This is a genomic window from Billgrantia bachuensis, from assembly GCF_011742165.1.
In the GTDB taxonomy this organism is placed as follows: Bacteria; Pseudomonadota; Gammaproteobacteria; order Pseudomonadales; family Halomonadaceae; genus Halomonas; species Halomonas bachuensis.
In genome coordinates this window covers 1-26,910 of record NZ_JAAQTO010000018.1, presented here as the reverse complement: position 1 = coordinate 26,910, position 26,910 = coordinate 1, and the positions used below count along the sequence as shown (strand labels likewise).

At 63.7% G+C, this 26,910-nt stretch carries 24 protein-coding genes; 17 read left to right on the top strand and 7 right to left on the bottom strand.

Going from position 1 to position 26,910, the window contains the following annotated elements; translation table 11 throughout:
- Positions 1-134: 134 nt before the first annotated feature.
- The 3 genes from HBJ55_RS07670 to etfB are packed head-to-tail and all read left to right on the top strand — an operon-like array spanning position 135 to position 4,169.
- Positions 135-2,102 carry a (Fe-S)-binding protein gene (locus tag HBJ55_RS07670; RefSeq protein WP_167112735.1) on the top strand — a complete coding sequence of 656 codons (1,968 nt, stop codon included), beginning with the start codon at positions 135-137 and terminating at the stop codon, positions 2,100-2,102.
- Positions 2,099-3,373: an electron transfer flavoprotein subunit alpha gene (gene etfA / locus HBJ55_RS07665; RefSeq protein WP_167112733.1), complete on the top strand. Its 1,275-nt coding sequence runs from the start codon at positions 2,099-2,101 to the stop codon at positions 3,371-3,373. Before HBJ55_RS07670 ends, etfA begins: the two co-directional genes overlap by 4 nt.
- Positions 3,363-4,169, top strand: a complete 807-nt coding sequence (gene etfB, locus HBJ55_RS07660) for an electron transfer flavoprotein subunit beta (protein WP_167112731.1) — start codon at positions 3,363-3,365, stop codon at positions 4,167-4,169. The genes etfA and etfB overlap by 11 nt, the downstream gene beginning before the upstream one ends.
- Before the next feature lie 70 nt (positions 4,170-4,239).
- Here the strand turns inward: etfB and HBJ55_RS07655 are convergent, their stop codons facing one another.
- Entirely contained in the window at positions 4,240-4,767 is a 528-nt protein-coding gene (locus tag HBJ55_RS07655; RefSeq protein ID WP_167112729.1) for an invasion associated locus B family protein, read from the bottom strand.
- Between the two features lie 200 nt (positions 4,768-4,967).
- Complete coding sequence (locus tag HBJ55_RS07650) at positions 4,968-6,542, bottom strand: BCCT family transporter (protein WP_167112727.1); 1,575 nt, start codon at positions 6,540-6,542, stop codon at positions 4,968-4,970.
- A gap of 278 nt (positions 6,543-6,820) precedes the next feature.
- On the opposite strand from HBJ55_RS07650, the gene fdhA reads away from it, so the two are divergent.
- The gene (fdhA, locus tag HBJ55_RS07645) at positions 6,821-8,014 is read left to right on the top strand and encodes a formaldehyde dehydrogenase, glutathione-independent (protein WP_167112725.1); all 1,194 of its coding nucleotides are present in this window, start codon (positions 6,821-6,823) and stop codon (positions 8,012-8,014) included.
- Between the two features lie 267 nt (positions 8,015-8,281).
- Positions 8,282-8,521 (top strand): hypothetical protein, encoded by a 240-nt coding sequence (locus tag HBJ55_RS07640; protein WP_167112722.1) that lies wholly within the window; start codon positions 8,282-8,284, stop codon positions 8,519-8,521.
- Between the two features lie 102 nt (positions 8,522-8,623).
- Here the strand turns inward: HBJ55_RS07640 and gbca are convergent, their stop codons facing one another.
- A complete protein-coding gene (gbca, locus tag HBJ55_RS07635) occupies positions 8,624-9,910 on the bottom strand; it encodes a glycine betaine monooxygenase oxygenase subunit (RefSeq protein ID WP_167112720.1) in 1,287 nt (428 codons plus the stop codon).
- A 327-nt stretch (positions 9,911-10,237) separates the two neighbouring features.
- Between gbca and gbcB the strand changes: the two genes are divergently transcribed.
- Entirely contained in the window at positions 10,238-11,344 is a 1,107-nt protein-coding gene (gene gbcB / locus HBJ55_RS07630) for a glycine betaine monooxygenase reductase subunit (protein ID WP_167112718.1), read from the top strand.
- Positions 11,345-11,366: 22 nt separating this feature from the next.
- Here the strand turns inward: gbcB and HBJ55_RS07625 are convergent, their stop codons facing one another.
- On the bottom strand, positions 11,367-12,440 hold the full coding sequence (locus HBJ55_RS07625; protein ID WP_167112716.1) for a substrate-binding domain-containing protein: 1,074 nt from the start codon (positions 12,438-12,440) through the stop codon (positions 11,367-11,369).
- A gap of 195 nt (positions 12,441-12,635) precedes the next feature.
- On the opposite strand from HBJ55_RS07625, the gene HBJ55_RS07620 reads away from it, so the two are divergent.
- The 8 genes from HBJ55_RS07620 to HBJ55_RS07585 all read left to right on the top strand — a co-directional run bounded on the left by HBJ55_RS07620 (position 12,636) and on the right by HBJ55_RS07585 (position 21,641).
- Positions 12,636-13,133 (top strand): formate dehydrogenase subunit gamma, encoded by a 498-nt coding sequence (locus HBJ55_RS07620; RefSeq protein ID WP_167112714.1) that lies wholly within the window; start codon positions 12,636-12,638, stop codon positions 13,131-13,133.
- Complete coding sequence (locus tag HBJ55_RS07615; protein ID WP_167112712.1) at positions 13,133-14,668, top strand: formate dehydrogenase beta subunit; 1,536 nt, start codon at positions 13,133-13,135, stop codon at positions 14,666-14,668. The genes HBJ55_RS07620 and HBJ55_RS07615 overlap by 1 nt, the downstream gene beginning before the upstream one ends.
- A gap of 17 nt (positions 14,669-14,685) precedes the next feature.
- A complete protein-coding gene (fdhF, locus tag HBJ55_RS07610) occupies positions 14,686-17,586 on the top strand; it encodes a formate dehydrogenase subunit alpha (protein ID WP_167112710.1) in 2,901 nt (966 codons plus the stop codon).
- A complete protein-coding gene (gene fdhD, locus HBJ55_RS07605; RefSeq protein WP_167112708.1) occupies positions 17,579-18,403 on the top strand; it encodes a formate dehydrogenase accessory sulfurtransferase FdhD in 825 nt (274 codons plus the stop codon). The genes fdhF and fdhD overlap by 8 nt, the downstream gene beginning before the upstream one ends.
- A gap of 7 nt (positions 18,404-18,410) precedes the next feature.
- Complete coding sequence (locus HBJ55_RS07600; protein WP_167112706.1) at positions 18,411-18,653, top strand: formate dehydrogenase subunit delta; 243 nt, start codon at positions 18,411-18,413, stop codon at positions 18,651-18,653.
- Between the two features lie 305 nt (positions 18,654-18,958).
- Positions 18,959-19,609, top strand: coding sequence for a L,D-transpeptidase (locus HBJ55_RS07595; protein WP_167112704.1), 651 nt, complete (start codon positions 18,959-18,961; stop codon positions 19,607-19,609).
- A gap of 238 nt (positions 19,610-19,847) precedes the next feature.
- Positions 19,848-21,092, top strand: a complete 1,245-nt coding sequence (locus tag HBJ55_RS07590) for a tyrosine-type recombinase/integrase (RefSeq protein WP_167112702.1) — start codon at positions 19,848-19,850, stop codon at positions 21,090-21,092.
- 3 nt (positions 21,093-21,095) lie between these two features.
- Positions 21,096-21,641, top strand: coding sequence for a hypothetical protein (locus tag HBJ55_RS07585; RefSeq protein WP_167112700.1), 546 nt, complete (start codon positions 21,096-21,098; stop codon positions 21,639-21,641).
- 230 nt (positions 21,642-21,871) lie between these two features.
- Here the strand turns inward: HBJ55_RS07585 and HBJ55_RS07580 are convergent, their stop codons facing one another.
- Positions 21,872-22,465: a hypothetical protein gene (locus HBJ55_RS07580; protein ID WP_167112698.1), complete on the bottom strand. Its 594-nt coding sequence runs from the start codon at positions 22,463-22,465 to the stop codon at positions 21,872-21,874.
- 624 nt (positions 22,466-23,089) lie between these two features.
- On the opposite strand from HBJ55_RS07580, the gene HBJ55_RS07570 reads away from it, so the two are divergent.
- A complete protein-coding gene (locus tag HBJ55_RS07570; RefSeq protein ID WP_167112694.1) occupies positions 23,090-23,536 on the top strand; it encodes a LexA family protein in 447 nt (148 codons plus the stop codon).
- Between the two features lie 2 nt (positions 23,537-23,538).
- On the top strand, positions 23,539-24,819 hold the full coding sequence (locus HBJ55_RS07565) for a Y-family DNA polymerase (RefSeq protein ID WP_167112692.1): 1,281 nt from the start codon (positions 23,539-23,541) through the stop codon (positions 24,817-24,819).
- 383 nt (positions 24,820-25,202) lie between these two features.
- On the opposite strand, the gene HBJ55_RS07560 is transcribed toward HBJ55_RS07565, so the two are convergent.
- A complete protein-coding gene (locus tag HBJ55_RS07560; RefSeq protein WP_167112690.1) occupies positions 25,203-25,859 on the bottom strand; it encodes an SOS response-associated peptidase in 657 nt (218 codons plus the stop codon).
- Positions 25,860-26,095: 236 nt separating this feature from the next.
- Here HBJ55_RS07560 and HBJ55_RS07555 point away from each other — a divergent pair, with 236 nt between their 5' ends.
- Positions 26,096-26,359 carry a hypothetical protein gene (locus HBJ55_RS07555; protein ID WP_167112689.1) on the top strand — a complete coding sequence of 88 codons (264 nt, stop codon included), beginning with the start codon at positions 26,096-26,098 and terminating at the stop codon, positions 26,357-26,359.
- A gap of 13 nt (positions 26,360-26,372) precedes the next feature.
- Here the strand turns inward: HBJ55_RS07555 and HBJ55_RS07550 are convergent.
- Positions 26,373-26,910: hypothetical protein (locus HBJ55_RS07550; RefSeq protein WP_167112687.1), on the bottom strand; the 538-nt coding region annotated here is incomplete at its 5' end.

Sequence of the window (26,910 nt, the reverse complement as noted above, 5' to 3'; positions counted from 1 at the left end):
CGAGACTCGGCACAGCGAATGCGTGGCGCGCTTGGGGATGGCCCTCGGACGGCAACGTCGCGCATGCGAAGGCGCAGACGGGCCGTTTCGCCGGACGTTAATCATGGCCATACCACTTCGATGAGGTGAGCACCATGCTCGACACCCTCCTGCCGATACTGATCTTCTCCGCCCTGGCGCTGGCCGTGATCGGCGCCGTCCGCCGAATTCGCCTGTGGCGCCAAGGGCGGCCGTCGCCGGTGCCGATTCTTCAAGGCCTGGCGGCCATGCCGCGCCGTTACCTGGTGGATCTGCACCACGTGGTGGCGCGCGACAAGGTGATGTCCAACACTCACGTGGCTACCGCCGGTGGTTTCGTGGCGGCTGCCGTGCTGATGATCCTGGTGCATGGCCTGGGGCTCGCCAACCCTGTCCTCGGCGGGCTGCTGCTGGCCGCCAGTGCACTGATGTTCGTGGGTAGCCTGTTCGTCGCCAAGCGGCGGCGCAATCCGCCGGCACGGCTCTCCAAGGGGCCGTGGATGCGGCTGCCGAAGAGCCTGATGGCGTTCTCGTTGAGCGTCTTCCTGATCACCCTGCCGACGGTAGGCGTACTTCCCCAGGGAACGGGCAGCGTGATTCTCGCCTTGGTGCTGGCCGCTGTGCTGGCCTGGGGCCTGGGCGAGATGTTCTTCGGCATGACCTGGGGCGGGCCGATGAAGCACGCCTTCGCCGGCGCTCTGCATCTGGCCTTCCATCGCCGCCCCGAGCGTTTCGGTGAGGGCAACCGCTCCACCGGCCTCAAGGCGCTGGACCTGGATAACCCCAAGGCCCCGCTCGGCGTCGAGACGCCCAGCGACTTCACCTGGAACCAGCTGCTCGGCTTCGATGCCTGCGTGCAGTGCGGTCGCTGCGAAGCGGCCTGTCCGGCCTTTGCCGCGGGCCAGCCGCTCAACCCCAAGAAGCTGATCCAGGACATGGTCGTCGGCATGGCCGGCGGCAGCGATGCCGGGTATGCCGGCTCGCCCTATCCGGACAAGCCGGTAGGTGAGCATGCCGGGAGTCCCCACGGCCCGATCGTGGCGCGCGAGGGCACGGCGCTGGTCGATGCCGAGACGCTGTGGTCGTGCACCACCTGCCGTGCCTGCGTCGAAGAGTGCCCGATGATGATCGAGCACGTCGATGCCATCGTCGACATGCGCCGCTTCCTGACGCTGGAGCATGGCAATACCCCCAACAAGGGCGCCGAGGTGCTCGACAACCTGATCGCCACCGACAACCCCGGCGGCTTCGATCCCGGTTCGCGCATGCACTGGGCGGCGGACCTGAACCTGCCCCTGATGCGCGATGTGGGACAGGTCGACGTGCTGCTGTGGCTGGGCGACGGTGTCTTCGACATGCGCAACCAGCGCACGCTCAGGGCCTTGGTGAAAGTACTGCGTGCGGCCGACGTCGACTTCGCCGTGCTCGGTAACGAGGAGCGCGACAGCGGCGACGTGGCACGCCGTCTGGGCGACGAGGCGACCTTCCAGGCTCTCGCCAAGCGCAACATCGCCACTCTGGCGCAGTACCGCTTCCAGCACATCGTCACCTGCGACCCCCACAGCTTCCACGTGCTCGGCAACGAGTACGGCGAGCTGGGAGGAGTGTACGAGGTGCGCCACCACAGCACTTATATCGCCGAACTGTATGAGGCGGGGCGCCTGCACTTCGCGCCCTGGAAGGGCGGCAAGGTGACCTATCACGATCCCTGTTATCTCGGCCGCTACAATGGCGAATACGACGCACCGCGCAACGTGCTCAAGGCGCTGGGCATCGAAGTTGCCGAAATGGCGCGATCGGGCTATCGCTCGCGCTGCTGTGGCGGTGGCGGTGGCGCACCGATCACCGATATTCCCGGCAAGCAGCGGATACCCGACATGCGTATGAATGATGTCAAGGAGACCGGCGCCGAGTTGGTCGCGGTCGGCTGTCCGCAGTGTACCGCCATGCTCGAAGGCGTGGTGGACGGCCCGGCCGAGGTGCGCGACATAGCCGAACTGGTGGCCGATGCCCTGATGGAGCGGCCCGCTGCCTCAGGAAGCATTCGGGCCCCGCAGCCATCCGTCGAGGAGGTGACACCATGAGCGATATCCTGCGCCGCGATCCGCGCAAGGAGTGGATCGCCAGAAATCGCCTGCATCCCGAGCACCTGAGCGTGCTGGCGGAGTTTGGTGAGGGCGTATCCGCGGCGACGGAGTGGATGGGCCCCAACGGTGTGCTTCGCAGAAATCCTCACGCGGTGGGCTTCATGGGGCCCAACGGCATCAAGCGCATCGACCGCAGCGGCGCCCAGCAGGGCGGCCCTGCCGCCACTGGCATGGCGGAGACGAAGGACAGCCGTCGCCAGGTGACGATCGATGATCCGGCCTTCCTGGTCGCGGTGGTACCGGACATGTCCGGTGGGCGCCTCTCCAGCCATGACCGTGACCTGCTTGGCCTGGCCCGGCAGCTGGCCGATGCCGATGGCGAGCGGCCCGGGGCGGTGCTGGCGGTGGTCTTCGGCACTCATAAGGAAGAGGCTTTCGACGAGGCCGGTGTCGACCGCCTGCTGCATTTCGATGACATACTGTTCGATGGCCATGCACCGGAAGCCCGCCTGGCGGCGCTTGCCGTCGTCGAGGGTGAGCTCGCCCCGTCTCATTGGCTGCTGCCCGATTCCAAGCTGGGCGGCGCCGACCTGGGACGGCGATTGGCGGCACGCCTCCAGGAGCGGCCCGCCGCGGGTGTCTGGCAGATCGAGCCCGACGCCACGGCGCCGCTGGGCTGGCGCTGTACCGGGCGGGGTGCCGCCGGCACCAGCGATATCCAGCGTGCTCTGCCGCGTATCGTACTGGCGCTGGCCGAGTGTGCCGAGCCGGTTTCCGAGACCCGCCATGCGGCCCGTCCGCTCGCCTTGGCACAGCCGTTGCCTTCCTTGCTGGCGCGTATCGAGGATCTGGGCTCGGTGGCCGTCGATCCGGCCGGTGTGGCGTTGGCCGAAGCCGAGTTCATTCTCTCCGCCGGCAACGGCGTCAAGGAGTGGGAAGGATTTCACCATGCCGCCAAGGTGCTGGGAGCGACCGAGGGCGCCTCGCGGGTGGCGGTGGACGACGGCTTCATGCCGCGCGATCGTCAGGTGGGCGCCACTGGCACCTGGGTCACGGCTCGGGTCTACGTGGCGGTGGGCATCAGCGGTGCCATCCAGCACCTGCAGGGCATCCAGAGCTGCGAGAAAGTGGTCGCCATCAATGTCGACCCGGGATGCGACATGATCAAGCGTGCCGACCTGGCGGTGATCGGTGACTCGGCGAGCATTCTCGCAGCACTGGTCGAGATGGTGGAGCGGCAACGAGAGGAGAAGCGCGATGCAGCCTGAAGCTCAAGTCCCTTATGCCCAGCTAGAGGTGGCGGTACTGGTCTCCGTCGGCCGGCATCCGTTGACCGGCCGCGCCCGTCGCGCCGACCAGGACGCCCGCGGCGTGGAGCTGGCCTTGTCGCTCGACAAGGCGCGTATCACACTGCTGCATGCGGGGACGCTCGACGAGCAGAGCGAGAGCGCTCTGCGCGGCTACCTGGGCATGGGCCTGCCGCAGTTGACCCTGGTCGAGCAGCCGCCTGGCGCCGATGTGGTTCCCGCCCTGGCCGATATGCTTGACGAAGCAAGGCCGCAACTGGTGATCGCCGGTGAGCGCGCCGAAGAGGGGGAAGGCTCCGGGTTGTTGCCCTACCTGCTATCCGAACGTCTGGGTTGGCCGCTGGTCAGTGGTTTGGCCGGCGTGGAAAAGGTCGAGAATGGCGTGGCTACGCTGCTCCAGGCCCTGCCTCGCGGCCAGCGCCGTCGGCTCCAAGTGCGGCTACCGGCGATCGTCACCGTCGACGCCGCCGCCGCGACGGCCCGCCAGAGCGCCTTCGGCCCGGCGCGGCGCGGTGAAGTCGAGGTCGAAACCGCTGCCGTGGTGTGGGACGAAGCCCAGTCGGAATGGAGCGTTGCACCGGCTCGCAAGCGCCCCAAGCGGCTCAAGATCATCAAGGCGACATCGGCGCGGGAACGTTTCAAGGCTGCCGCGGCCAAGGCCGAAGGCGGCAGTGGCCAGGTGCTCACCGACGTGACGCCGGAGCAGGGCGCCGAGGCAATCTTCAAGCTATTGAAGGAGGAGGGTGTGCTGAGGTAACGGCAAGCGTCACACGCGACCCAACGAGCCCCGGCGCAATGCCGGGGCTCTCGTATGAGAGACCCCGCCTTCAGGGCGAGATGCGGGTGCTGGCGTCGGTGAAGCCCATCAGGGAGATATCCAGATCGATGCGATCGCCGCGTGGGCCGAACAGGCTCAGGGTGGCCGTACTGCCGCTGCGCAATGCCTGCAGCAGGGACGGTTGAACGGGAAGGTCGGCACGGCAGCCCTGTTGTACGCAGGTCTGGTAGGGGAACTGGACCGGCTCTCCATCACCTACCTGGAGCTGCAGGCCCGAGGCGAGATGCACCCCCAGCGGCAGCAGGAAAGACATCGCCGGACCGTCGAGTTGCGGCGGATATGCCATCACCACTTGCATCAGAGGCTGGTCGCTGTCCGAGTCGTTGACCACTTGTCCCATCGTGCAGTTGCCCCCGCCCTCGCTTGGGCAGATGACCTCCCAGTCACGGATTTGCTCGGTGGTGACATCGGCGGCATCGGCCCCCGGCGAGGCTTGCTGGGCGAAGGCAGGGAGGGCCAGGGTCAGCAGCGACAACAGGCCGGCCAGGCCCAGGCATCGGGTGAACCGGGTCGACATCAGTGTTACCTCCTTCGACTTGGGTGACCATGGGCTCTCGTCGCGTCGTGACCACACGACAGGGGGGATGGAAACTACTACCATGCCCGTTCGTTCCTTCGAGGTCGAGTCCGATCTGAAGTGGCGTGGCGAGAAGCCGCTAACGCAACAACCCCGGCCAAGGCCGGGGTTGTTGCGTTAGCGGCAGGGAAGCTTGCGTATCAGGCCGGCTTGGCCGCCACCTGACTGCGCTGTTCTTCCCTCAGTCCTTTGACCAGGCAGAAGGCCATGCCCAGCAGCACCAGGGTGAAGGGCAGTCCGGTAGCCACGGCACCTGCCTGCAGCGCACCCAGCGCGGTGCTGCCGCCGCCGTAGAGCAGAATACCCGCGATCACGCCCTCCAGAACGGCCCAGAACACACGCTGGCCGCGGGGTGCGTCGGTCTTGCCGCCGGCGGTGATGTTGTCGATCACCAGCGAGCCGGAATCCGACGAAGTGATGAAGAAGATCAGCACCAGCAGGATTGCCAGGCTGGAAGTTACCGTGGTCAGCGGCAGGTGCTCGAGCATCTGGAACATCGCCAGCGAGACGTCGCTGATGCCGTCGGCCAAGGCGCCGACACCCGTGGCCGACTGATCCAGCGCGGTGCCGCCGAAGGCGCTCATCCATACCAGTGTGACCAGGGTCGGCACCACCAGCACGGCGGTGAGGAACTCGCGCACCGTGCGCCCGCGGGAGACACGCGCGATGAACATGCCGACGAAGGGCGACCAGGAGATCCACCAAGCCCAGTAGAACACCGTCCAGCCGTGATACCAGGTGGTGTCGTCGCGGCCGATCCAGTTCGACAGCGGCGCGATATGGCCGACGTAGGCCAGGCTGGCCTGCCACAGATTGTTGACGAACAGCAGCACGCCGCCGGTGACGATCACGAAGGTGAGCAGCGCCAGCGCGACCACCATGTTGATGTTGGAAAACACTTTCACGCCGCCGTCGATACCGCGCCACACCGAGAACAGCGCCACGGCGGTGACCACGACGATGATCGCCAGCTGGGTGCCGATGGTGTTGGGCACGTCGAACAGGTAGTTGAGGCCGCCCGCCGCCTGGGAGGCGCCGAAGCCCAGCGAGGTGGCCAGGCCGAAGATCGTCGCCAGCACCGCGACGATGTCGATCACGTGGCCGAACCAGCCGCGCACTCGCTCACCGAGGATCGGCGTGAAGGCCGAGCGCAGGGTCAGCGGCAGCCCGCGGTTGTAGGCGAAGAAGGCCAGCGACAGCCCCACCGTGGCGTAGATCGCCCAAGGATGGAGCCCCCAGTGGAACATGGTGGCACCCATCGCCGCGCTGGCCCCGGCCGGGGTGTGCGCTTCGGCATTCAGCGGCGTGCCGTACCAGTCGGTGTAGTAGGCCACCGGCTCGGCGACGCTCCAGAACATCAGGCCGATGCCCATGCCGGCGGCGAACAGCATGGCGAACCAGGAGAGCGTCGAGTATTCCGGCCGGGCCTGGTTGCCGCCGAGGCGGATGCGACCGACGGGCATGGCGATCAGCGCCAGGCACAGCAGCACGAACAGGTTGCCGGCGATCATGAACAGCCAGTCGAAGTACTCGATCGACCAACCGCGGGCCGCGGTGAGGTGGGTACTGGCGGCGTCGGGGTAGATCAGGGCATAAAGGATGAAGGCCAGAATGGCCAGGGCCGAGAGAGGAAAGACGGGATGATGGAAATCCATCCCCAGCACCTGGGCATTGTCCTGCCCCGGTTTGAGGATCGGTGCATCGTCATGCTTCATGGGGATTCCTCGTGATTATTTTTGGTGTTGCGCGGGACCCGGGCGCGTTTGCGCGCCCGGGTCGGCCATTGTTCGCTTCCTGGAAAGTTGGTGGTGTCGTGAAAGCGACCTGTGGTTACCTTGAGCGGCCCTGAGCATGGCGATATCACGCATGGCGACGTCGCCTCTGCGCATACGAGACGTTACAGGTGTGGCGTAGGCTGGCTCGGTGGCGTCTCGCCATCACTCGGAACCGGGTCCAGGTCCGGTCAGCCGCATAACAACGTAAGGAGTCACCCATGAGCCAAGCTAATCGCGGAGTCGTCTACAAAGGCCCGGGTAAGGTCGACATCGAATCCATTCCCTACCCGGAACTCGCTCTCGGCAATCGCAAATGCGACCACGGCGTGATCCTGAAGGTGGTCACAACCAACATCTGTGGCAGCGACCAGCACATGGTGCGCGGGCGCACCACCGCGCCGTCCGGCCTGGTGCTGGGTCATGAAATCACCGGCCTGGTAATCGAGTGCGGGCGCGACGTCGAATTCATCCAGCCGGGCGATCTGGTCTCGGTGCCGTTCAACATCGCCTGCGGCCGCTGCCGCAACTGCAAGGAAGGCCGCACGGGGATCTGCCTCAACGTCAACCCGGCGCGCCCGGGCGCGGCCTATGGCTACGTCGACATGGGTGGCTGGGTCGGTGGCCAGACGGAATACGTCATGGTGCCCTATGCCGACTTCAACCTGCTGAAGTTTCCGGACGCCGACCAGGCCATGGAGAAGATCCGTGACCTGACCCTGCTCTCGGACATCTTCCCCACCGGCTTCCACGGCTGCGTGACGGCGGGCGTCGGGCCGGGCAGCACCGTCTATATCGCCGGAGCCGGCCCGGTGGGCCTGGCGGCCGCGGTCTCGGCCCAGCTGCTGGGAGCGGCCTGCGTGATCGTCGGCGACATGATCGAGGAGCGTCTGGCTCAGGCGCGGAGCTTCGGCTGCGAAACCATCGACCTGACCCAGGACGGCGACATGGCAGACAAGCTCGAAGTGATTCTCGGCGAACGCGAAGTCGATGCCTTCGTCGATTGCGTCGGTTTCGAGGCCCATGCCTGCGGTTGCAACCACGGCAAGGAAGCTCCCGCCACCGTACTCAACTCGGCAATGCAGTTGACCCGTGCCGGCGGCCAGATCGGCATTCCGGGCCTCTACGTGACCGAAGACCCGGGTGCCGCCGACGATGCCGCCAAGCAGGGCGCATTGAGCATGCGCTTCGGCCTGGGCTGGGCCAAGTCGCACTCCTTCCATACCGGCCAGTGTCCGGTAATGAAATACCACCGTCCGCTGATGCAGGCGATCCTGTTCGAGAAGGTCAAGATCGCCGATGCGGTCAACGTGCAGATGATCACTCTGGACCAGGCCCCGCAGGGCTACGCCGACTTCGACGGTGGCGCGGCGAAGAAATTCGTCATCGACCCCCACGGCAGCGTGGCCGCATAAGGGAGAACCCGAGCTCGTCGACGGTTCGCTGAAGGCGGCGCGGCGAGCCATTTCGGGATATCGACCCCCACGGCAGCGTGGCCGCATAAGGAAGAACCCGAGCTCCTCGACGGTTCGCTGAAGGCGGCGCGGCGAGCCATTTCGGGATATCGACCCCCCAAGGCAGCGTGGCCACTTGAGCGCTGGCTGGGCAGGTCTAGCTGAGTCAGGGCTGGCCGGGTAATGTAGCCAGGGGACGATAGCCAACGCTAGCGGGAGGTGGAAGAGATGATGTATGCCGACTTGATCGATGCGGAGGATTTCCGTGATCGCCTGGTGGCGCTGGGCATCGACCTGCCTGCCGATGCCGATCCCGACGAAAGCGCCCGGCTGGCCGCGCAGCAGCACGCATGCCGTGCGGTCCCCGGATTGTCGGCGCTGGTCGCCGAGCTGGAAACCCAGCTCGGCGTCATGCAGCCGGAAGTACGCGAGGCGCTGGAGCGCCACTTGCGGCCTGCCCTCGGCTAGACACGAAGCTCGAGTTACCTACTCCGAAGGTGAGCATGAACGAATCGCCCCCGGCCTAGGCCGGGGGCGATTTCATGATGCCAGAGGGACAAGTCGCGGTATCTAGCCGCGCACCAGCTGCAGGTGGGGGGCGCTGTGGCCCAGATTCTCCTGCATGCGCTCGCTGTACCAGTCGATGAAGTCGATCACACCGAACTCGTAGGTTTCCGAGTAGGGGCCCGGCTGGTAGGCCTGGGAGTTGATGCCGCGCTGGTTCTCCTCGGCCAGGCGCTTGTCCTGGGCGTTGGTGGCGTCCCATACCCGGCGCATCTCATCGGGGTTGTAGTCGACGCCTTCCACGGCATCCTTGTGCACCAGCCACTTGGTGGTCACCAGGGTTTCCTGCGGCCCCAGCGGCAGCACGCGGAACACGATGGCGTGGTCGCCCATGAAGTGGTTCCAGGAGTTGGGCAAGTGCAGGATGCGCAGCGAGCCCATGTCGGGACTGGTCAGGCGGCCCATCAGCTTGCGGCTTGCCGGCTTGCCGTCCATGGTCATGGAGACCACGCCATTCAGCAGCGGTGTGCGGGTCAAGCGGTTGCGCTTGCCGAAGCGCTTGAGCTGCCAGGGTACCTGCTGCTCGTCCCAGTCCGCCTGCTTCTTCGCTACAAGCTCCTTGTAGGCCGGTGTGGCGCGGGGATCGTCGGTGTCGTCGAACTCCTGCAGCGAGTTCAACAGCTCCGGGTGGGCGCCGTTGCAGTGGTAGCACTCGCGATTGTTTTCGATCACCAGCTTCCAGTTGGCCTGCTCGACGATATTCGATTCCACGGCGACCTTGAGGTTGGCCATCTCGTAGGGCTCGAGATAGTGCTCCAGGGTGGCCAGGAAGTCGTCGATGGCCGGTGGCTGTTCGGCCAGGCTGATGAAGATGAAGCCGCCGCCAGTGCATACGTGGACCGGCTTGAGGCCGTAGGCCGAAAGATCGAAATCCGTACCCATGTCGCTACCGGCGAACAACAGGCGGCCGTCGAGTTCGTAGGTCCACTGGTGGTAGGGGCAGACCAGCTTGGCGACCTTGCCCTTGTCGCTGACGCATAGTCGCGAGCCGCGATGGCGGCAGACGTTATGGAAGGCATGGATCGTACCGCCGTCGCCACGCACCAGGATCACCGGGTTGTCGCCGACCTGCAGGGTCATGTAGTTGCCCTTGGCGGGAATCTCGCAGGTCATGCCGGCGAACAGCCACTCCTTGCCGAAGATCTCCTGCATGTCCAGGGCGAACAACCGGGCATCGTTATAGAAGGGCTGGGGTAGCGAGAAGTTGTGCGCGCGCTCGGCAAGCATCGCGGCGGTGGCTTGCCGCGCCGGATCCAGGGGGTCGTCCAGGGGGGCTGGGGAGAGTGTGTCCATGGAAGCTTCCTCATTGCTGGCCGCGTCGGCGGCATCGGTCGGATTGTTGGTGTCGTCAGGAGTTCGGCGTTGTCATTGTGCAGGGTGCCGGGTACGAATACGGCGAGTGTGGATCAGCCGCCGGAAGCCCAGTTGTCTGCCGACGACAAGCATGGATGCAGGCGCGACGCGCAGGAGAAGAAAAGACACATTCGGTGGGAGTCATGGGCATGCCCATGTCGCAGTCAGGCAAGTCGTGGCCTTGCCGCCTGGCGCAAAATTCGTTCAACGGCAGGCGGTGTTCCGCAGTCGGAGCCTTCCAAGCTGATCAATGCCAGGCGACACGACATGACCATGAACTTTCTCAACCCCGTCACGACCCAGACCTGGACCAATGGCCGCCACTTGGTGCGCTGCGTCAAGGTGATCCAGGAAACCTGGGACGTCCGCACCTTCTGCTTCATGGCCGAGCAGCCGGTGCTGTTCTTCTTCAAGCCGGGGCAGTTCGTGACCCTGGAGCTGGAGATCGATGGCGAACCGATCATGCGCTCTTACACGATCTCCAGTTCGCCATCGATCCCCTACAGCTTCTCGATCACCGTTAAGCGGGTGCCCGGCGGGAAGGTATCCAACTGGTTACACGACAACATGAACGTCGGCGACGAGCTGGCGGTGCACGGTCCGGTGGGCAACTTCAACTCGATCGACTTTCCCGCCGACAAGGTGCTGTTCCTCTCCGGCGGCGTGGGCATCACCCCTTTGATGTCGATGACCCGCTGGTTCTTCGACACCAACGCCAGCGTCGACGTCGAGTTCATCCACAGCGCCCGTGCTCCGCGTGACGTCATCTACCATCGCGAACTGGTGCACATGTTCTCGCGCATTCCAGAGTTCAAGCTGCATATCGTTTGCGAGAAAAAGGACGATGTTGGCGAGGCCTGGGCCGGCTATCGCGGATATCTGACCCAGCCGATGCTGGAGCTAATGGCACCCGATTTCCTAGATCGGGAGATCTTCTGCTGCGGCCCTACACCCTACATGAACGCGATCAAGCGCATCCTGCGGGACAACGGCTTCGACATGAGCCACTACCATGAGGAGTCCTTTGGCGCCACACCGCTGGATGTGCGAGAGGATGTGCTGGAGCTGGCCGAACAGGCCGAGGCAGAGGCCGAGGAGATCGATGTCGCCGACATGCTCAGCGTCGAGTTCTCTGGCTCGGGCAAGAGCGTGCGCATTCAGCCGGGCGAGACGGTGCACGCCGCCGCCGCCAAGCTGGGCCTGCACATTCCCAAGGCCTGCGGTATGGGCATCTGCGGCACGTGCCGAGTGGGGCTCAAGTCCGGCCAGGTGGACATGGAGCACAACGGCGGGATTACCGATGAGGATGTCGAGGAGGGTTACATACTCTCCTGTTGCAGCAAGCCGCTGGGCAACGTGGTGGTCGACTACTGACGCCGGCCCGGCCCGGCGAGGCTCAGGCGTTCCCTGCCTCGTCGAACAACTTGTCGACGCTGCATACCTCGCCGCAGCGATTCGGCGAGTAACCGGGCAGCTCGCTGACGGCTTGCAGGAACGGCTCGCTGCGGATCATCTCCAGCAGGCGCTTGACGCTGGGGTCGGCAAGGCTCCGGCGCTGGCATACCAGCAGGTAGTGCTCCTGGGCCAGGGGCAGGAAGGCCAGGCCGAACTGATGCGCGGCGGCCTCGACGCCGAAGCCGACGTCGGCCATGCCGGCGGCGATGTAGGCGGCCACTGCGGAGTGAGTGTACTCCTCCAGCTCGAAGCCGGGGATTCGCTGCGACGAGAGCCCGGCGTCGCGCAGCAGAATGTCGAGCAGCGCCCGCGTGCCCGATGCCTTCTGGCGGTTGATGAAGCGCACATCGCCACGTGGCAGATCGGCCAGGCCGGCGATACCCTTGGGATTACCCGGCCTCACCATGAGCCCTTGGGAGCGCGTGATGAAGCGGATGATGCAGTGGCTGCGCGGGCGCAGCTGGCGGCGGTAGCCCTGCATCAGCGGGCCGCGGGTCGCCGAGGTCGGCATGTGGTAACCGGCCACGTCGCAGGCGCCGCGATTCAGCGCGGCCAGCGCCTCCTGAGGGCTGCAGTACTGCAGGTCGAGCTGGAAATCGCTGGCGAACCGGGGCAACAGCGCCACCGCGTAGCCGTGGCTGGCGTGCACGCGCAGTACCGGCTCGACGCCTTCGAACAACTGTTGCAGTTCGAGGTTGAGCTCCGAGCCCAGGCTCTCGAGCTGCGGGCCGAGCCGGGCGGCCACCCGCTGGCGCGCCCACAGCAGTTTGTCGCCCAGCGGCGAGAGCCGTGCGCCGCGTCCCTTCTGCATTTCCACCAGAGCGGCGCCGAAGAAATCCGCCCATTTGTTGAGGAGGTTCCAGGCGTGGCGATAAGAGATGCCGGCCTCGGCGGCGGCCTCGGTCAGCTTGCCGCTGCGATGGATGCCCTGCAGCAGCCCGAAAAGCTGTGGATCCAGGCGGTTACCCGCCTCGTCGGTGAACGACCAGGCCGGCTCGATTCGAATGCGTTTCATATGCTGTGTTTTTCATATTTCGAAACAGAAGCAGTGCTGCTACTTTCACAAGTACGTACAGGTATGCACGAGTAAGTGATACTGCAGGCACCTTAACCAATATATGCACTGTAGTACATAACCAGACCATAACTAGCAGCTTCGAACGTACCGACGCAGGAATACGCGCCCATACGTTCGCTTCGAGGCCAGGCCATGTTCAACAGTACCTTCCAACCATGGACTCCCCAACTGGTTCGGGACGAGATCGACGCCCTGAAACACAAGCCCGGGGCCCTGCTTCCCATCCTGCATGCGATCCAGGACCGCTGCGGCCACGTCCCGCACGAGGCGGTACCGATCATTGCCGAATCGCTGCAGCTGACCCGTGCCGAGGTGCACGGCGTGATCAGTTTCTATCATCACTTTCGCACCGCGCCACCGGGGCGCCATGTGCTGCAGATCTGCCGCGCCGAGGCGTGCCAGGCACGCGGTTCGCGGGCGCTGGAGATGCACGCGCGGGAAGTGCTCGGCATCGACTACCACCAGACCACCGCCGATCGCGAGATCACCCTTGAGCCGGTCTACTGCCTGGGCAACTGTGCCTGCGGCCCGTCGCTGCGCATCGGCGACCGTATCTACGGTCGCGTAACGCCCCAAAAGCTCGACCTACTGGTCGACGAGATGACCACACAAGTGCTGGAGGTGAGCTGATGAGCGTCAGGATCTTCGTGCCTCGCGAGACCACGGCGCTCGCGCTCGGCGCCGACGAGGTCGCGGCACAGATTGAGGCGGAGGCGGCCGCACGCGGTGTCGAGATCGAGTTGGTGCGTAACGGCTCGCGCGGGCTGTTCTGGCTGGAGCCGCTGGTCGAGGTCGAGACCGCCGCGGGGCGCATCGCTTACGGGCCGGTCGAACCCGGCGACGTGGCCGGCCTGTTCGACGCCGGGCTGCTCGAAGGCAGCAACATGCCCGCCCTCTGTCAGGGGCCGACCGAGTCGATTCCCTACCTGCAGGCCCAGCAGCGCCTGACCTTCTCGCGCATCGGCGTCACCGACCCGCTCTCCATCGACGACTACTGTGCGCATGACGGCTTCCGCGGTCTGCGCCGTGCCCTGGGGCTCGAGCCTCAGGCCATCGTCGACGAGGTCAAGGCCTCCGGGCTGCGCGGCCGTGGCGGGGCGGCGTTTCCCACCGGCATCAAGTGGCAGACCGTGCTCGGTGCCCCGGCCGAACAGAAGTACATCGTGTGCAACGCCGACGAGGGCGACTCCGGCACCTTCGCCGATCGCCTGGTGATGGAGTGCGACCCCTACCTGCTGATCGAGGGCATGGCCATCGCCGGCCTGGCCGTGGGCGCCACCCAGGGCTATGTCTACCTGCGTTCGGAATACCCGCTGGCACACGAGATCTTCAATGAGGCGATCGCCCGCGCCGAGGCCGCCGGCTATCTCGGCGCCGACATCCTGGGCAGTGGCCGGCGCTTCGACCTCGAGGTGCGACTCGGCGCCGGCGCCTACATCTGCGGCGAGGAGACCTCGCTGCTCGAGAGCCTCGAGGGCAAGCGCGGCATGGTGCGCTTCAAGCCGCCGCTGCCGGCGCTCGAGGGGCTGTTCGGCCAGCCCACCGTGGTCAACAACGTGCTGTCGCTGGCCGCGGTGCCCTTCATCCTTAGCCGAGGCGGGCAGGCCTACGCCGACTACGGCATGGGCCGCTCGCGGGGCACGCTGGCATTGCAGCTGGCCGGCAACGTCAAGCGCGGCGGGCTGGTGGAGCTCGCCTTCGGTAACACCCTGCGCGAGCTGATGGAGGACTTCGGTGGCGGCACCGCAAGCGAACGCCCGCTGCGCGCGGTGCAGGTGGGCGGCCCGCTGTGCGCCTACCTGCCCGAAAGCCAGTGGGACCTGCCGCTCGACTACGAAGCCTTCGCCGAAGTCGGCGCGGGGGTCGGCCACGGCGGCGTGGTGATGTTCGACGACACGGTGGACATGGCCGAACAGGCGCGCTTCGCCATGGAGTTCTGTAGCGTGGAATCCTGTGGCAAGTGCACTCCCTGCCGCATCGGCGCGGTGCGTGGCGTCGAGGTGATCGACCGCATCCGCGCGGGCGACAACCGCGAGGCCAACCTCGCGCTGCTGGGCGACCTGTGCGAGACCATGGTGGACGGCTCCCTCTGCGCCATGGGGGGCATGACGCCTTTCCCCGTGCAGAGCGTGATGAAACACTTTCCCGACGACCTGCAGCGTTGAGCGGGAGGAGGTACGACATGTTGCAATACTTCGACCCCAAGCACGTCTCTCCGGAGCGCGACTACGGCACCCCGGCGCGGCTCTCCGAGACGCTCGTCAGCCTCGAGATCGACGGCACCGAGATCAGAGTGCCCGAGGGCACCTCGGTACTGCGCGCCGCGGCCCTGGCCGATATCAATATTCCCAAGCTGTGCGCCTCGGACAACCTCGAGGCGTTCGGCTCCTGTCGCCTGTGCGCGGTGCAGATCGAGGGCAAGCGCGGACTGCCGGCCTCCTGCACCACGCCGGTCGAGAACGGAATGAAGGTCACCACGCAGAACTCGCGGCTCGCCAAGCTGCGGCGCAACGTGATGGAACTCTACATCTCCGACCACCCGCTGGACTGCCTGACCTGCCCGGCCAACGGCGACTGCGAGCTGCAGGACATGGCCGGCGCGGTGGGCCTGCGCGAGGTTCGCTATGGCTTCGATGGCGACAACCATCTGGCGGCCGAGACCGACGACTCCAATCCCTACTTCAGCTTCGACCCCAGCAAGTGCATCGTCTGCTCGCGCTGCGTGCGTGCCTGCAATGAGGTACAGGGCACCTTCGCCCTCACCATCGAGGGGCGCGGCTTCGACTCCAAGGTCGCCGCCGGGCAGAGCGAAGCCTTCATGGACTCCGAGTGCGTCTCTTGCGGCGCCTGCGTGCAGGCCTGCCCGACCTCGACGCTGATGGAGAAATCGGTGATCGAACAGGGCCAGCCGGAGCACAGCGTGATCACCACCTGCGCGTACTGCGGCGTGGGTTGCTCGTTCAAGGCCGAGATGCAGGGCGACCGGGTGGTGCGCATGGTGCCGTACAAGGGCGGCGACGCCAACCACGGCCACTCCTGCGTCAAGGGCCGCTTCGCCTTCGGCTACGCCACCCATCCGGATCGGCTGAAGACGCCGATGATTCGCGAGTCGATCGACCAGCCCTGGCGCGAGGTGGGCTGGGAAGAGGCGATCACCTTCGCCGCCGAGCGGCTCAAGGCGATCCAGGCCAAATATGGCCGCGAGAGCATCGGCGGCATCACCTCGTCGCGCTGCACCAACGAGGAGACCTACCTGGTGCAGAAGCTGGTGCGCGCGGCCTTTCGCAACAACAACACCGATACCTGCGCGCGGGTGTGCCATTCGCCCACCGGCTTCGGCCTCAAGGCGACGCTGGGCGAGTCCGCCGGCACCCAGACCTTCGACTCGGTGATGAAGGCCGATGCCATCGTCGTCATCGGCGCCAACCCCACCGACGCCCACCCGGTGTTTGCCTCACAGATGCGCAAACGTCTGCGCCAGGGCGCCGAGCTGATCGTCGTCGACCCGCGGCGCATCGACCTGCTCAAGACGCCGCATCATCGCGGTGCCCAGCACCTCGCCCTACGCCCCGGCACCAACGTGGCGATGGTCAACGCCCTGGCCCACGTGGTGATCAGCGAGGGGCTGGAGGATCGTGAGTTCATCGCCAAGCGCTGCGACGAGTCGGGCTACCAGGCCTGGCGCGAATTCATCCTCGAGGAGCGCCACTCGCCGGAGAACGTCGAGGCGATTACCGGCGTGCCCGCCGAGCAGGTGCGCCGTGCCGCGCGTACCTACGCCAACGCAGCCAACGGCGCGATCTACTACGGTCTCGGCGTCACCGAGCACAGCCAGGGCTCGAGCATGGTGATGGGTATCGCCAATCTGGCGCTTGCCACCGGCAACATCGGTCGCGAAGGGGTGGGTGTCAACCCGCTGCGCGGGCAGAACAACGTCCAGGGCTCCTGCGACATGGGCTCCTTCCCCCACGAACTGCCGGGCTATCAGCACGTCAGCGATCCCGCCGTGCGCGAACGCTTCGAGGCAGCCTGGGGAGTTCCCATCGACGACGAGCCGGGGCTGCGCATCCCCAACATGTTCGATGCCGCCGTCTCCGGTGAATTCAAGGCGCTCTACGTACAGGGCGAGGACATCGCCCAGTCCGACCCCAACACCCAGCACGTCGAGCTGGCGCTGCGCTCGCTGGAGTGCCTGATCGTGCAGGACATCTTCCTCAACGAGACGGCCAAGTTCGCCCACGTGCTGCTGCCGGGTTCCTCCTTCCTGGAGAAGGACGGCACCTTTACCAACGCCGAGCGGCGCATCAACCGGGTACGCAAGGTGATGCCACCGCTGGCCGGCAAGCAGGACTGGGAAGTGACCGTGGATCTGGCCAATGCACTGGGCTACCCCATGCACTACGACCATCCGGCGCAGATCATGGACGAGATCGCCACCCTCACGCCGAGCTTCACCGGCGTCAGCTACGCGCGGCTCGACGAGCTGGGCAGCATCCAGTGGCCATGCAACGAGGCGTACCCGAAGGGCATGCCGACCATGCACATCGAAGACTTTCCCATCGGTCTCGGCCAGTTCGCCATCACCGACTACGTGGCGAGCGAGGAGCGCTCCAACCGTCGCTTCCCGCTGTTGCTGACCACCGGGCGCATCCTCTCCCAGTACAACGTCGGCGCCCAGACTCGGCGCACCGACAACCAGGCCTGGCACGACGAGGATGTGCTCGAGCTGCATCCCACCGACGCCGAGCTGCGCGGCGTGCGCGACGGCGACTGGGTCGGCATCACCAGCCGTGCCGGCCAGACGGTACTGCGCGCCCGGGTCAGCGACCGCATGCCGCCGGGGGTGGTCTACACTACCTTCCACCACCCGGGCAGCGGGGCCAACGTGATTACCACAGACAGCTCCGACTGGGCGACCAACTGCCCGGAGTACAAGGTGACCGCCGTGCAGGTCGAGAAGGTCAGCCAGCCGTCTACCTGGCAACGCCAGTTCCAGAGTTTCGACCGGCTGCAGCTCGAGTTGCTGCGCGGTGGCAAAGACGCAGCGGGCAAGCAGCCCTCAGCGGAGCGTGCGAATGAGTGACGACCCCAGCCACTGCCAAGCCCCGGTGGATGTGCGCCGGGACGGCAGTGCCGAGAGGTTGGAGGACAGCATCGCGGTGGAGACACCGGTGGCGCTGGTCTACAACGGCATCTCGCATGCCGTAATGATGGCCACGCCCGCCGACCTGGAGGATTTCGCCCTCGGCTTCAGCTTTACCGAGGGGATCCTCGAGGCGCCCGAGGAGCTCTACGGTATCGAGGTGCGGGAGGAAGCCGCCGGCATTGCCGTGCACCTCGATATCGCTGCCCAGCGCTTCATGGAGCTCAAGCAGCGCCGCCGTAGCCTGGCGGGCCGCACCGGCTGCGGCCTGTGCGGTACCGAGTCGCTGGAACAGGCCATTCGCCCGGTGGCTTCAGTGACGGCACCGAGGGTAGAAGATGCTGCCATCCAGCATGCATTGGACGCCTTGAAGTGGCATCAACCGCTGCAGCGCGAGACCGGTGCCACCCACGGCGCGGCCTGGTGCGACCTCGACGGACAGATACTGCTGGCGCGCGAGGACGTAGGTCGCCACAACGCGCTGGACAAGTTGATCGGCGCCATGCTGAAGCGTCGTTTCGACCCGCACCATGGCTTCGTACTCGTTTCCAGTCGGGCCAGCTACGAGATGGTGCAGAAGAGTGCCAGCGCCGGCATCGGCTGCCTGGTCGCGGTATCGGCGTCTACCTCGCTTGCCATCGAGCAGGCGCGCCAGTCGGGCCTGAAGCTGGTCGGTTTCGCCCGCCCGGGGCGCCACGTCATCTATCATCAGCCGGCCGCCGAGACAGCGCCGGCAGCCCATGCCAGCGGAGGTTGATGTCATCATGAGCCGCAGCCAGCTCGACACCCTGATCCACATGGCGAACCAGATCGCCATCAACAATGCGCATTACGCGGACGCCGCCGAACGCATCCATACCCACCTGAAGAAGTTCTGGGCTCGCAGCATGAAGCACCAGATCATCGACTACCTGCGCGAGGACGGCAGCCAGCTTTCTCCTCTGGCCAGGCAGGCCATCGAGCAGCTGGCTCAGAGCCAGGCAGATGCTCGTCCGGCGAGCGCCTGAGCCGTTGGGATCACGTTTTTCAACGATACCAGGCGCGCTCCCCCTTCCACCTTAATCGCCCTGTGCTATATTCGACTCATGCGTCTCATGGTCCGGCCGGCGGCCGCGCCGACGGGCCATGGGTCCGAAGCGAAGGCCAACTCCAAGAGCGCCGCAGAGCGCTCTTTCATGTCCTTGCCATGCGAAGCATCCGTCGAAGGGAGTCGTGCCACGATCATCGTGGCGCGGGCCACGGCAGGCCTCATGAATAACCGATCGGCTCAAAGCCGACGCATATAACGCTATTACGCACGGGGCAGGGGCTCATGAACAGGGCATTCTTCCAGGCTGCCGCCTTGACGGCAGGCTTCTTGACGTTCGGGCCGACGGCACAGGCCAATCTTCCCGCTTCTCTCGATGGCATGCAGGCCGGCCAGCCGACGCTCTGGCAGGTGCTGGACGCGGTGGCCATGCCCGAAGGGCTGACCGCCGACGAGGTCTGGCTCAGCATCGACCTGCGCAGCCGCCAGGTCAGGGTGATGCGCGGCGAGACCGTGGTCACCCGTATCGAGCATCTGGCCTTCGGTGCCGGCGGCGCGGCGCCGCTACGGGCCAAGGGCAGCTCGATGACGCCGCTGGGCGAGTTCCGCGTCGACCGCATCAACCGCGCCTCGCGCTTCGGGCTGTTCTTCGGCTTCGACTATCCCAACGTCCAGGTCGCCGAGGAAGCGCTGCGGCTCGGCAGGATCACGCCGCAGGAGTACTGGTACATCGAGAGTTACCGCGCGCGCCATGGCCGGGCGCCGCATACCACCTCGCTGGGCGGGCTGATCGGTATTCACGGCCTGGGCCGCGGCGACCCCGACGTCCACCGCAGCTTCGACTGGACCGAAGGCTGCGTGGCGGTCAGCAACGAGGAGATTCGCGCGCTGGATCCGTGGCTGCGGATCGGTACCAGGGTGGTGATCAACGGTTAGATAGGCGGGGACGCTGGCGGAAGAGCGTGGGAGTCGAACCCACCAGGGACCGCTGGCAGCCCCTGCCAGATTTGAAGTCCTGCATGCTGTTGCTTTATCCAGTTTTATTGGGGTTCATCCGGCGTTACGATTGCCTTGAAATCAGGCCTTTACCGCGATGCTGGGTTTCGCTCGTTTAACGAATATATACGCCGAGCGTGTCCCCAGCGTGTCCCCAGCGTGTCCCCGGAGCCGGCCCATGAACTTCACCAAGCGAGCCCTTGAGCAGATCCAGCCGCCAGCCGAGGGGAGAGATACCTACCGCGACGACAAGGTGCCGGCGCTCGAGCTGCGGGTGACCCAGGCTGGCGCCAAGACGTTCGCCGTCCGGCGGCGGGTCAACGGCAAGCCGCGGCGATACACCATCGGGCGGTTCCCGGACGTGACAGTCGAGCAGGCCCGGAAGAAGGCCACCGAGATGCTGGGCGAGATTGCCACCGGTGTGGACCCTGACGCATCACGCCTGGCCGATCGGCATCGTACCGCTACCGTCGAGAGCACTCTGATCGATTACTTGGCCAAGCGCCAGCTTAAGCCCACGACACGGCGCGCCTACGACGAGGACGTGCGGCACTACCTCAAGGGCTGGCTGGGCCAGCGGCTGGCATCGATCAGCCGGCAGGACGTCATCGACAAGCATGGCGAGATCTCCAAGGCGAGCGAGGCCAGGGCAAACGGCGTGATGCGCGTGCTTCGCGCCCTCTACAACTTCGCCCGGGTGCGATACCTTGATGAGCGTGGCCACCCGCTATACCCGACCAACCCGGTGCAGGCGCTCAGCGATGAGCGGGCCTGGAACAAGAACCGCCGGCGTCAGACGGTGCTCATGCCCTACGACTTCCCCGCCTGGTGGAGCGCCAGCGATGAGCTGAAGCGGGACCACCGTCCGTACGTCCGCAACATTGCTCGCTACCTGCAGGTGCTTCTGCTTACCGGCATGCGTAGTGGCGAGCTGTCAGGCGTCACGACCATCAAGGGCGTGCTCGATGAAGATGAGCAGGAAATGCCTTTCTATAACCGGAGGGCTGGCATCATCGAACTGCCTGACCCGAAGGGCGGTCAGCCGGTTTTCATCCATCTGCGGCCAATGACGCAGAGGCTGCTCGATGATGCGCTGAAGGATGCCCCAGGCTCGACGTACCCGTTTCGACCGCGAGACAGCGACACGCCACTGTCGGAGCGCCACATCGCCGACTGGATTGCCTGGATCGACAAGCGCAGCGGGGTGCGAGTGACGCGCCACGACCTGCGGCGGACGTTCATCACCGTGGCCGAAGGGCTCGACATTAGCCCCTACACCATCAAGCGGTTGGTGGGGCACACCGTGGGCAGTGACGTCACCGGGGGCTACATCATCAGCCAACGCCAGCGGTTGCTGAATGCGCTGGAGCGCATTGAAGTCGAAATGAAGTCATACAAGCAGGGTGTTTTTGAGGCTAAGTGAAAAATGCTTAACATTTTTATTGCTATAGCAAGTGCCCTTATAGGGTTGTTGGTTGCTACAGCTCGGTTCCGTTATGAAAGGGCTTGGCAAATCAAGCATGAACATTACCGAGACATTCTCGCTAAACTGGACGAAATCCAGCACTACGCCAACGATGGGGCCATGATGAACTACCCTGTTGGAGCAGCTTTGAGCGATCTCACCGAAACTGAAATTAATAACCTCATACGCAAAAATGTTGGCTGGCTAGGACGGAATCTTTCAGCCACCTCGCTTTTCATCCACCCTCGGGCTAGTGAGGTGATAAAGCAATATGTGAGTGATGCGAAAATGCATCATTTCAATTTAGCTGAAGACTATGGGTCTTGGTATAGCGATCAAGAAGGATCCGTCGATGAAATGGCTTTTGATCATGAGGCATTCAACGAGCATACGAGGCTAGCAAATGAAGCTGCGGCAGAGATTTCTCATACTGCCAAGCGGGATCTGAGAGGGCGTAATTGGCGTGGCTTGCTACCGAAGAATTTGCTTAGTCGTCATAATCAGTGACCCTCGCATTCGTTTAATTCGGGGAGCCAACAACCACTTCCTGAAGCATAGGATGCAAGTTGCATGAAAAGAAGGCGAGCTGGAATAACAACACTGCCAGTGTTGCATAGCTGTACGCCTAACCTATTGCCACAAAAGGGGAAGGCCCTCATCGACTGGAAGCACATACAGCAGATACGCTCCGCATGGTTACTGGCGCTACGGCGAGGTTTTACGGATACGATTCGCAACTATCCAAGCCCTATAGCTTTGAAGGCTACCAGAGACCCTCTGGTAAAAAGAACATATGCACCAATGACAAAAATTACAGCGGCAACCTGCCCAACAACGCCTACCCGCCAGGAAATGCTCCCAAAGGCATCTGCATACCCCGCCTGTGAAATGTATGTAGCTCCAGCAGCAACTGCTGCGGAAAGTACACCGAAGACAAAGCTCAGGAGGGCGCCAGAGAGCACTTCCAGCGTATGCTGAGATTCCTCGCTGCCCCAAATTCTGCCAATAAAAGCGAGCAAAGCTACTGCGGCGCCGCCGTTGATAAGCAAAGCGCTTTTCAAAGCGGCTTGGCCCGTAGTGGTTACCTCCCGTCGCAGTTCCATCCGCTCATCATGCTGATGCTGGCTTGAGGCGACCCAGGCAGAAAGCTTGGCTCGGTACTCTTCCATGGCCGCTTCTCCTGCTGGGACGTCCCCAGAAGTTTTATCCACAAGTTCTTGCAGCTCGTCAGCGTACGCCTCCAAGCTTTCTATCGGCACATGCTCTACGCCTTTCTCCTTGGTGATAGCGATCGAGTCCTTGAACATCTGCACGACTTCGAATGATTTCATCGGAACCTTGCTTCCAGTGGGGGTAAGCCTTCATTCTCTATGTTTTTTTCATGCATCTCCAAGATGCGCAGCCCTCTGCGAGGGTGCAGCTCAATGGTAGAGCTGCACCCACGCCATTTTTCCTTCCACATCAGCAACCTACCGCTGCCTCTGTCTGACAAATTGGCGATTGTCTAACGTAGCGAAGCGCCAGCCGTTGGGTATCTCGCGCCAGCAGTGCCCCAGGCACGCAAAAGGCCCGGCCGTCTCCGACCGGGCCCATCCCGTTGCATCGCTCCCTGACACAACCCTCAGCGTGGCACCTTGCGCCAATCACGTCAGGTGGGTTTCTGTGCGCATTCGTCCATTCGGTTTGTACGATATGGCTTACACCGTGGCGAGATCCCATCACGATACTGTATAAATATCAGCATCAGTGAACAGGGAGGCCTTCGCTATGGCACAGAAACCCCATCCTTCCGCACCGCCTGCCCGGTCCCGGCAAATTATCCTTGAACGACAGCCTGACGAATCCCTAGCTGCGTGGGAGAGCACGCTGGTGGCGATTGCCCAGGGCGGCGCGGCTACGGTAACGCGTCAGCCTGACGGCAGCGCGCTGATCTGTTGGCCGGCAGGGGTGGCGCTATGACATCACGCCTCGAAATACTCGGACGATTCGACGAGACCGCTGTTCCTTTGCCGCTACCGTACCCGCTGGCTCTCGGCCGAGCCGGACTCAGCGGGTTTCCCAGCCCAGCTCAGGATTACGAGGGGCGAACGCTAGATCTCAACGAGCGTTTCGTGAAGCGGCCCAGCGCCACATTCTTCCTGGCAGTGACAGGCGACAGCATGGAGCGGCTGGGTATCCACGAAGGCGATACCCTAGTGGTCGATCGCTCGCTCGATCCTCGACCCGGCCACATTATCGTGGCCATGGTCGATGGCGAGATAACAGTCAAGCGATACGAAATGCGCAATGGAGTGCCGTGCCTTTGCTCCGGTAACCCCCGCTACGCCCCCATCCCTCTCGTTGACCTCGAGTGCCAAGTCTGGGGCGTAGTGCGCTCCGTCATTCATGAGTACATGGTGTGAGCATGATCGGTCTCGTGGATTGCAACTCCTTCTATGTCAGCTGCGAGCGCGTGTTCCAGCCGCGGCTGAGGGGCCGCCCTGTTGGGGTGATGTCGAACAACGATGGATGTGTAATCGCACTTTCGACGGAGCTCAAAGCTCTCGGCATCAAGATGGGCACACCAGCATTTGAGCTTCAGCACCAGATACGCCGCGGGCAGATTCACCTGCTATCGTCGAACTATGAGTTGTACGGCGACATGTCGGCCCGGGTGCAGGATGTGCTCCAGGAGTTCTCCGCCGGCGTTGAGCCCTACAGTATCGATGAGATGTTCGTGAGGTTCGACGGTCTCGAGTCGGCGCAGATGCTCGAGCATGCCCGGCAGCTGCATGACCGGGTGAGGCAGTACACCGGCATTCCGGTCTGCGTGGGCGTCGCGCCAACCCGAACCCTCGCCAAGCTGGCGAACCGCGCAGCAAAGAAAATCGCCGCCTACCAGGGCGTCTGCGTTCTTCAGTCCGACAGCAGGGAAACCCAGGTGCTGCTGAAGAAGATCGAGCTGGGAGACGTCTGGGGCGTAGGCCGGCGGCTCGTCGAGCGCCTGGCTGTGATGGGGATCAAGAGCGCCTGGGACCTGGCTCAGGCCAACCCGAAGGAGATCCGGCGCCGCTTCTCTGTCACCCTCGAACGCACGGCACTGGAGCTGCGAGGCATCCCATGCATCGAGATGAACGATTTCCATGAGCCGCGGCAACGCATCATGACCAGCCGCAGCTTCGGTAAGCTCACTGACAACCTCGACGAAATCCGCGAAGCGCTCCGCCAGCACGGCCAGCGCGGCGCTGAGAAACTCAGAAGCCAGGGCAGTCTCGCGCGGGCTGTGTACGTATTTCTCAAGACAAATCCTTTTAGGGAGGATCTGCCCCAGTACTCGCCTGGCGCCGTGGTCGAACTGTCCCGCCCGACAGACGATAGCAGGGAGGTTCTGCGCGCCGCCGGCCATGCCCTCGAGCGTATCTATCGGCCACACTATCTCTACCAGAAAGGCGGCGTGATGCTACTCGATTTGATAGCCGCAGATCGGCAGCAGCTCTCTCTGCTCGACACACCTCAGACCGACGCAGAACGGCAGCGAAGTGCGACAGTGATGAGCGTGATGGACGAACTCAACCAGCGAATGGGGCGCGGGACTGTTAAATTGGGCACCCCGAGCCCTGGGGCGGCATGGCACCTGCGCTGCGCTAACCTCACGCAGCGATATACCACCCGATGGGATGAGCTCCTCGTGGCGCGTACAAAGTGAAAGCGCCCCGGCCGTGGCCGGGGCTCAGGTGCGACGAGACGCGATATTCTGGCGAACCCGTAGGAACGCAAACTCCCTGGCATCTCACGCTTCATGGAACCAAGCCGAGCGTAAGCCTAAGCGGTGAAATGTCCTTAGGGCAGCCGTTACCTACATACGAGAAGCCCGGCCGCTGGGGCCGGGCTAAATCGGACGCTTCCCTATCGACCAACCTTGGGCATCCTGCCCAAGCATCCTTGGCGATCAGCATTCCGTCGCTCGGCATTCCGTTGAGGCCCTCTCCGTGGACCGTTACTAGGTACAGTAGTCCCTCAAGCGGTCGCCTTAAAAGGTGAATTTTGTAGGGAGATGTGACAAGAGACGTAGGCAGAGACGTAGGGCGATCAAGCCGGATTGATCAGCTCGGCCCCTAAGTCCTCACTGGACGTGTTGACCGCTCGGCTCACCGGCCAATGCTCAATCAGCTCGGCATCGATGTGCCGGACTACGTTGCGGATCGTCTCGCGGTCGGTGAGATCCGGGTCCAGCCAGGGCTCGAGGCTCGCGTCGTCGAGCAACAGCGGCATGCGGTCGTGAATGGCTTGGGTAGCACCGCGGGAGGGCTCAGTGATGATGGCGCAACCCGGGCGGCCGTCGGCCCGCTCCGCCCAGATCGCTGCCATCCAGAGTAGCTCTCGATCCTGGCGACAAATGAAATACGGTTGGCGCGGCTTGACACTCTTATCCCACTCGTACCATCCATTCGCCGGTATCAAGCAGCGGCCCCGAGAGAACGCCTGCTTGTAGTATCCAGAGGTGGCGACCTTCTCGGCGGAGGCGTTGATCGGCGTCGGCGCCTTTTCACCTGCCCATTTGGGCTTGTACCCCCACCACACATAGTCGAGCGCCAGCGGCTCGTCGCCGCCTGGGTGTCGGGCGGCAGAGATCCACACACCAGGAGGAACGTTGTAGCGGGGCTCGAGCTGATCCTCGAGTACGGGCAAACCGAGCCGGGCGGCTATCTTGGGGTAAGGGCTGTAAAGGGCGAATCGTCCACACATGCATGCAGTGTAGGCGAGCCCTCGGAGGAGTGGCCATCCATAGCCAACGGGCAAATCCTTTGGTGCAAGGGCGATTGCACAGAAACAGGGTACAAGCTGGCAACCTCCCCAACTATGGCGAATCGCTGCAAAACTTGTAAGCAATTTCTCACATAAACTATGGGCCTGGGCTTACAGGACCGCACACAGAACCCAGGTAAGCTTTTGGGACGCAGAAAGCAACCGGGAGAGCATTAATGAGGCAGGAAATTATCTCCGCAGCTGGCGTAGACATGGAGCTGACTATGCTGCGAGATGGCAGCAGCAGGCATTGGCTTGTCATGGCGCGGTGGCAGAACGAACTGGATGAACTGCAAACTCACACGATGCCCCCGCTCGATCCGGCGCTCGACGAGACGCAGGCATGGCAAGAAGCGCGGGCATGGGCCCCACGATTGAAGACGAGCGAACAGCTGGAAAATCAAGGGCTTCAACCAAAGTTTCAGACTCACATCGTCTAACGACTATTCTGGCTCAGGTGTACCCACCAATAGGGACCTGAGCAATTGTTAGGAGCTCTGTTAGCTTTGAGAACTCAGGCTCATTAGGGCTGTAAAGATTCGAATAATCTGCAAGCATGACTTGCTCCCACTCACCTGTAGCCATATGAGAGAAGGTGCAACATCTCCTTTTATCCGCCTCTTCTCCCCTAGAAAAGAGTCTAATAATCATTTCGACTATAAGAAGCTCAGTTCCTTTACGCTTCACATGATGCAATGTTTCACCGAATATATCGAAATAGCTTATAGATCGACCGCCGCCAAAATAAGGCGTCTCATCTGAATCCGGCCCGTAACTGAAATTCAGGGTAAGGGCAGGGTTGGAGCTGTCGCCAAAACCAAACACAATCTCTACAGATGCGTTAGAGGTCCGCGCCTTTTCATCAACTGATGTACCTTCGGAGGCAAGGTATTCGTAATCATAAGTCGCGCCTACAAGGATTGAGAACGATAGCTCTGGCGTTGTAACGCTCGCCGTTGCTGAGCCTGTCACTTGATGTGATGTAGCCCTG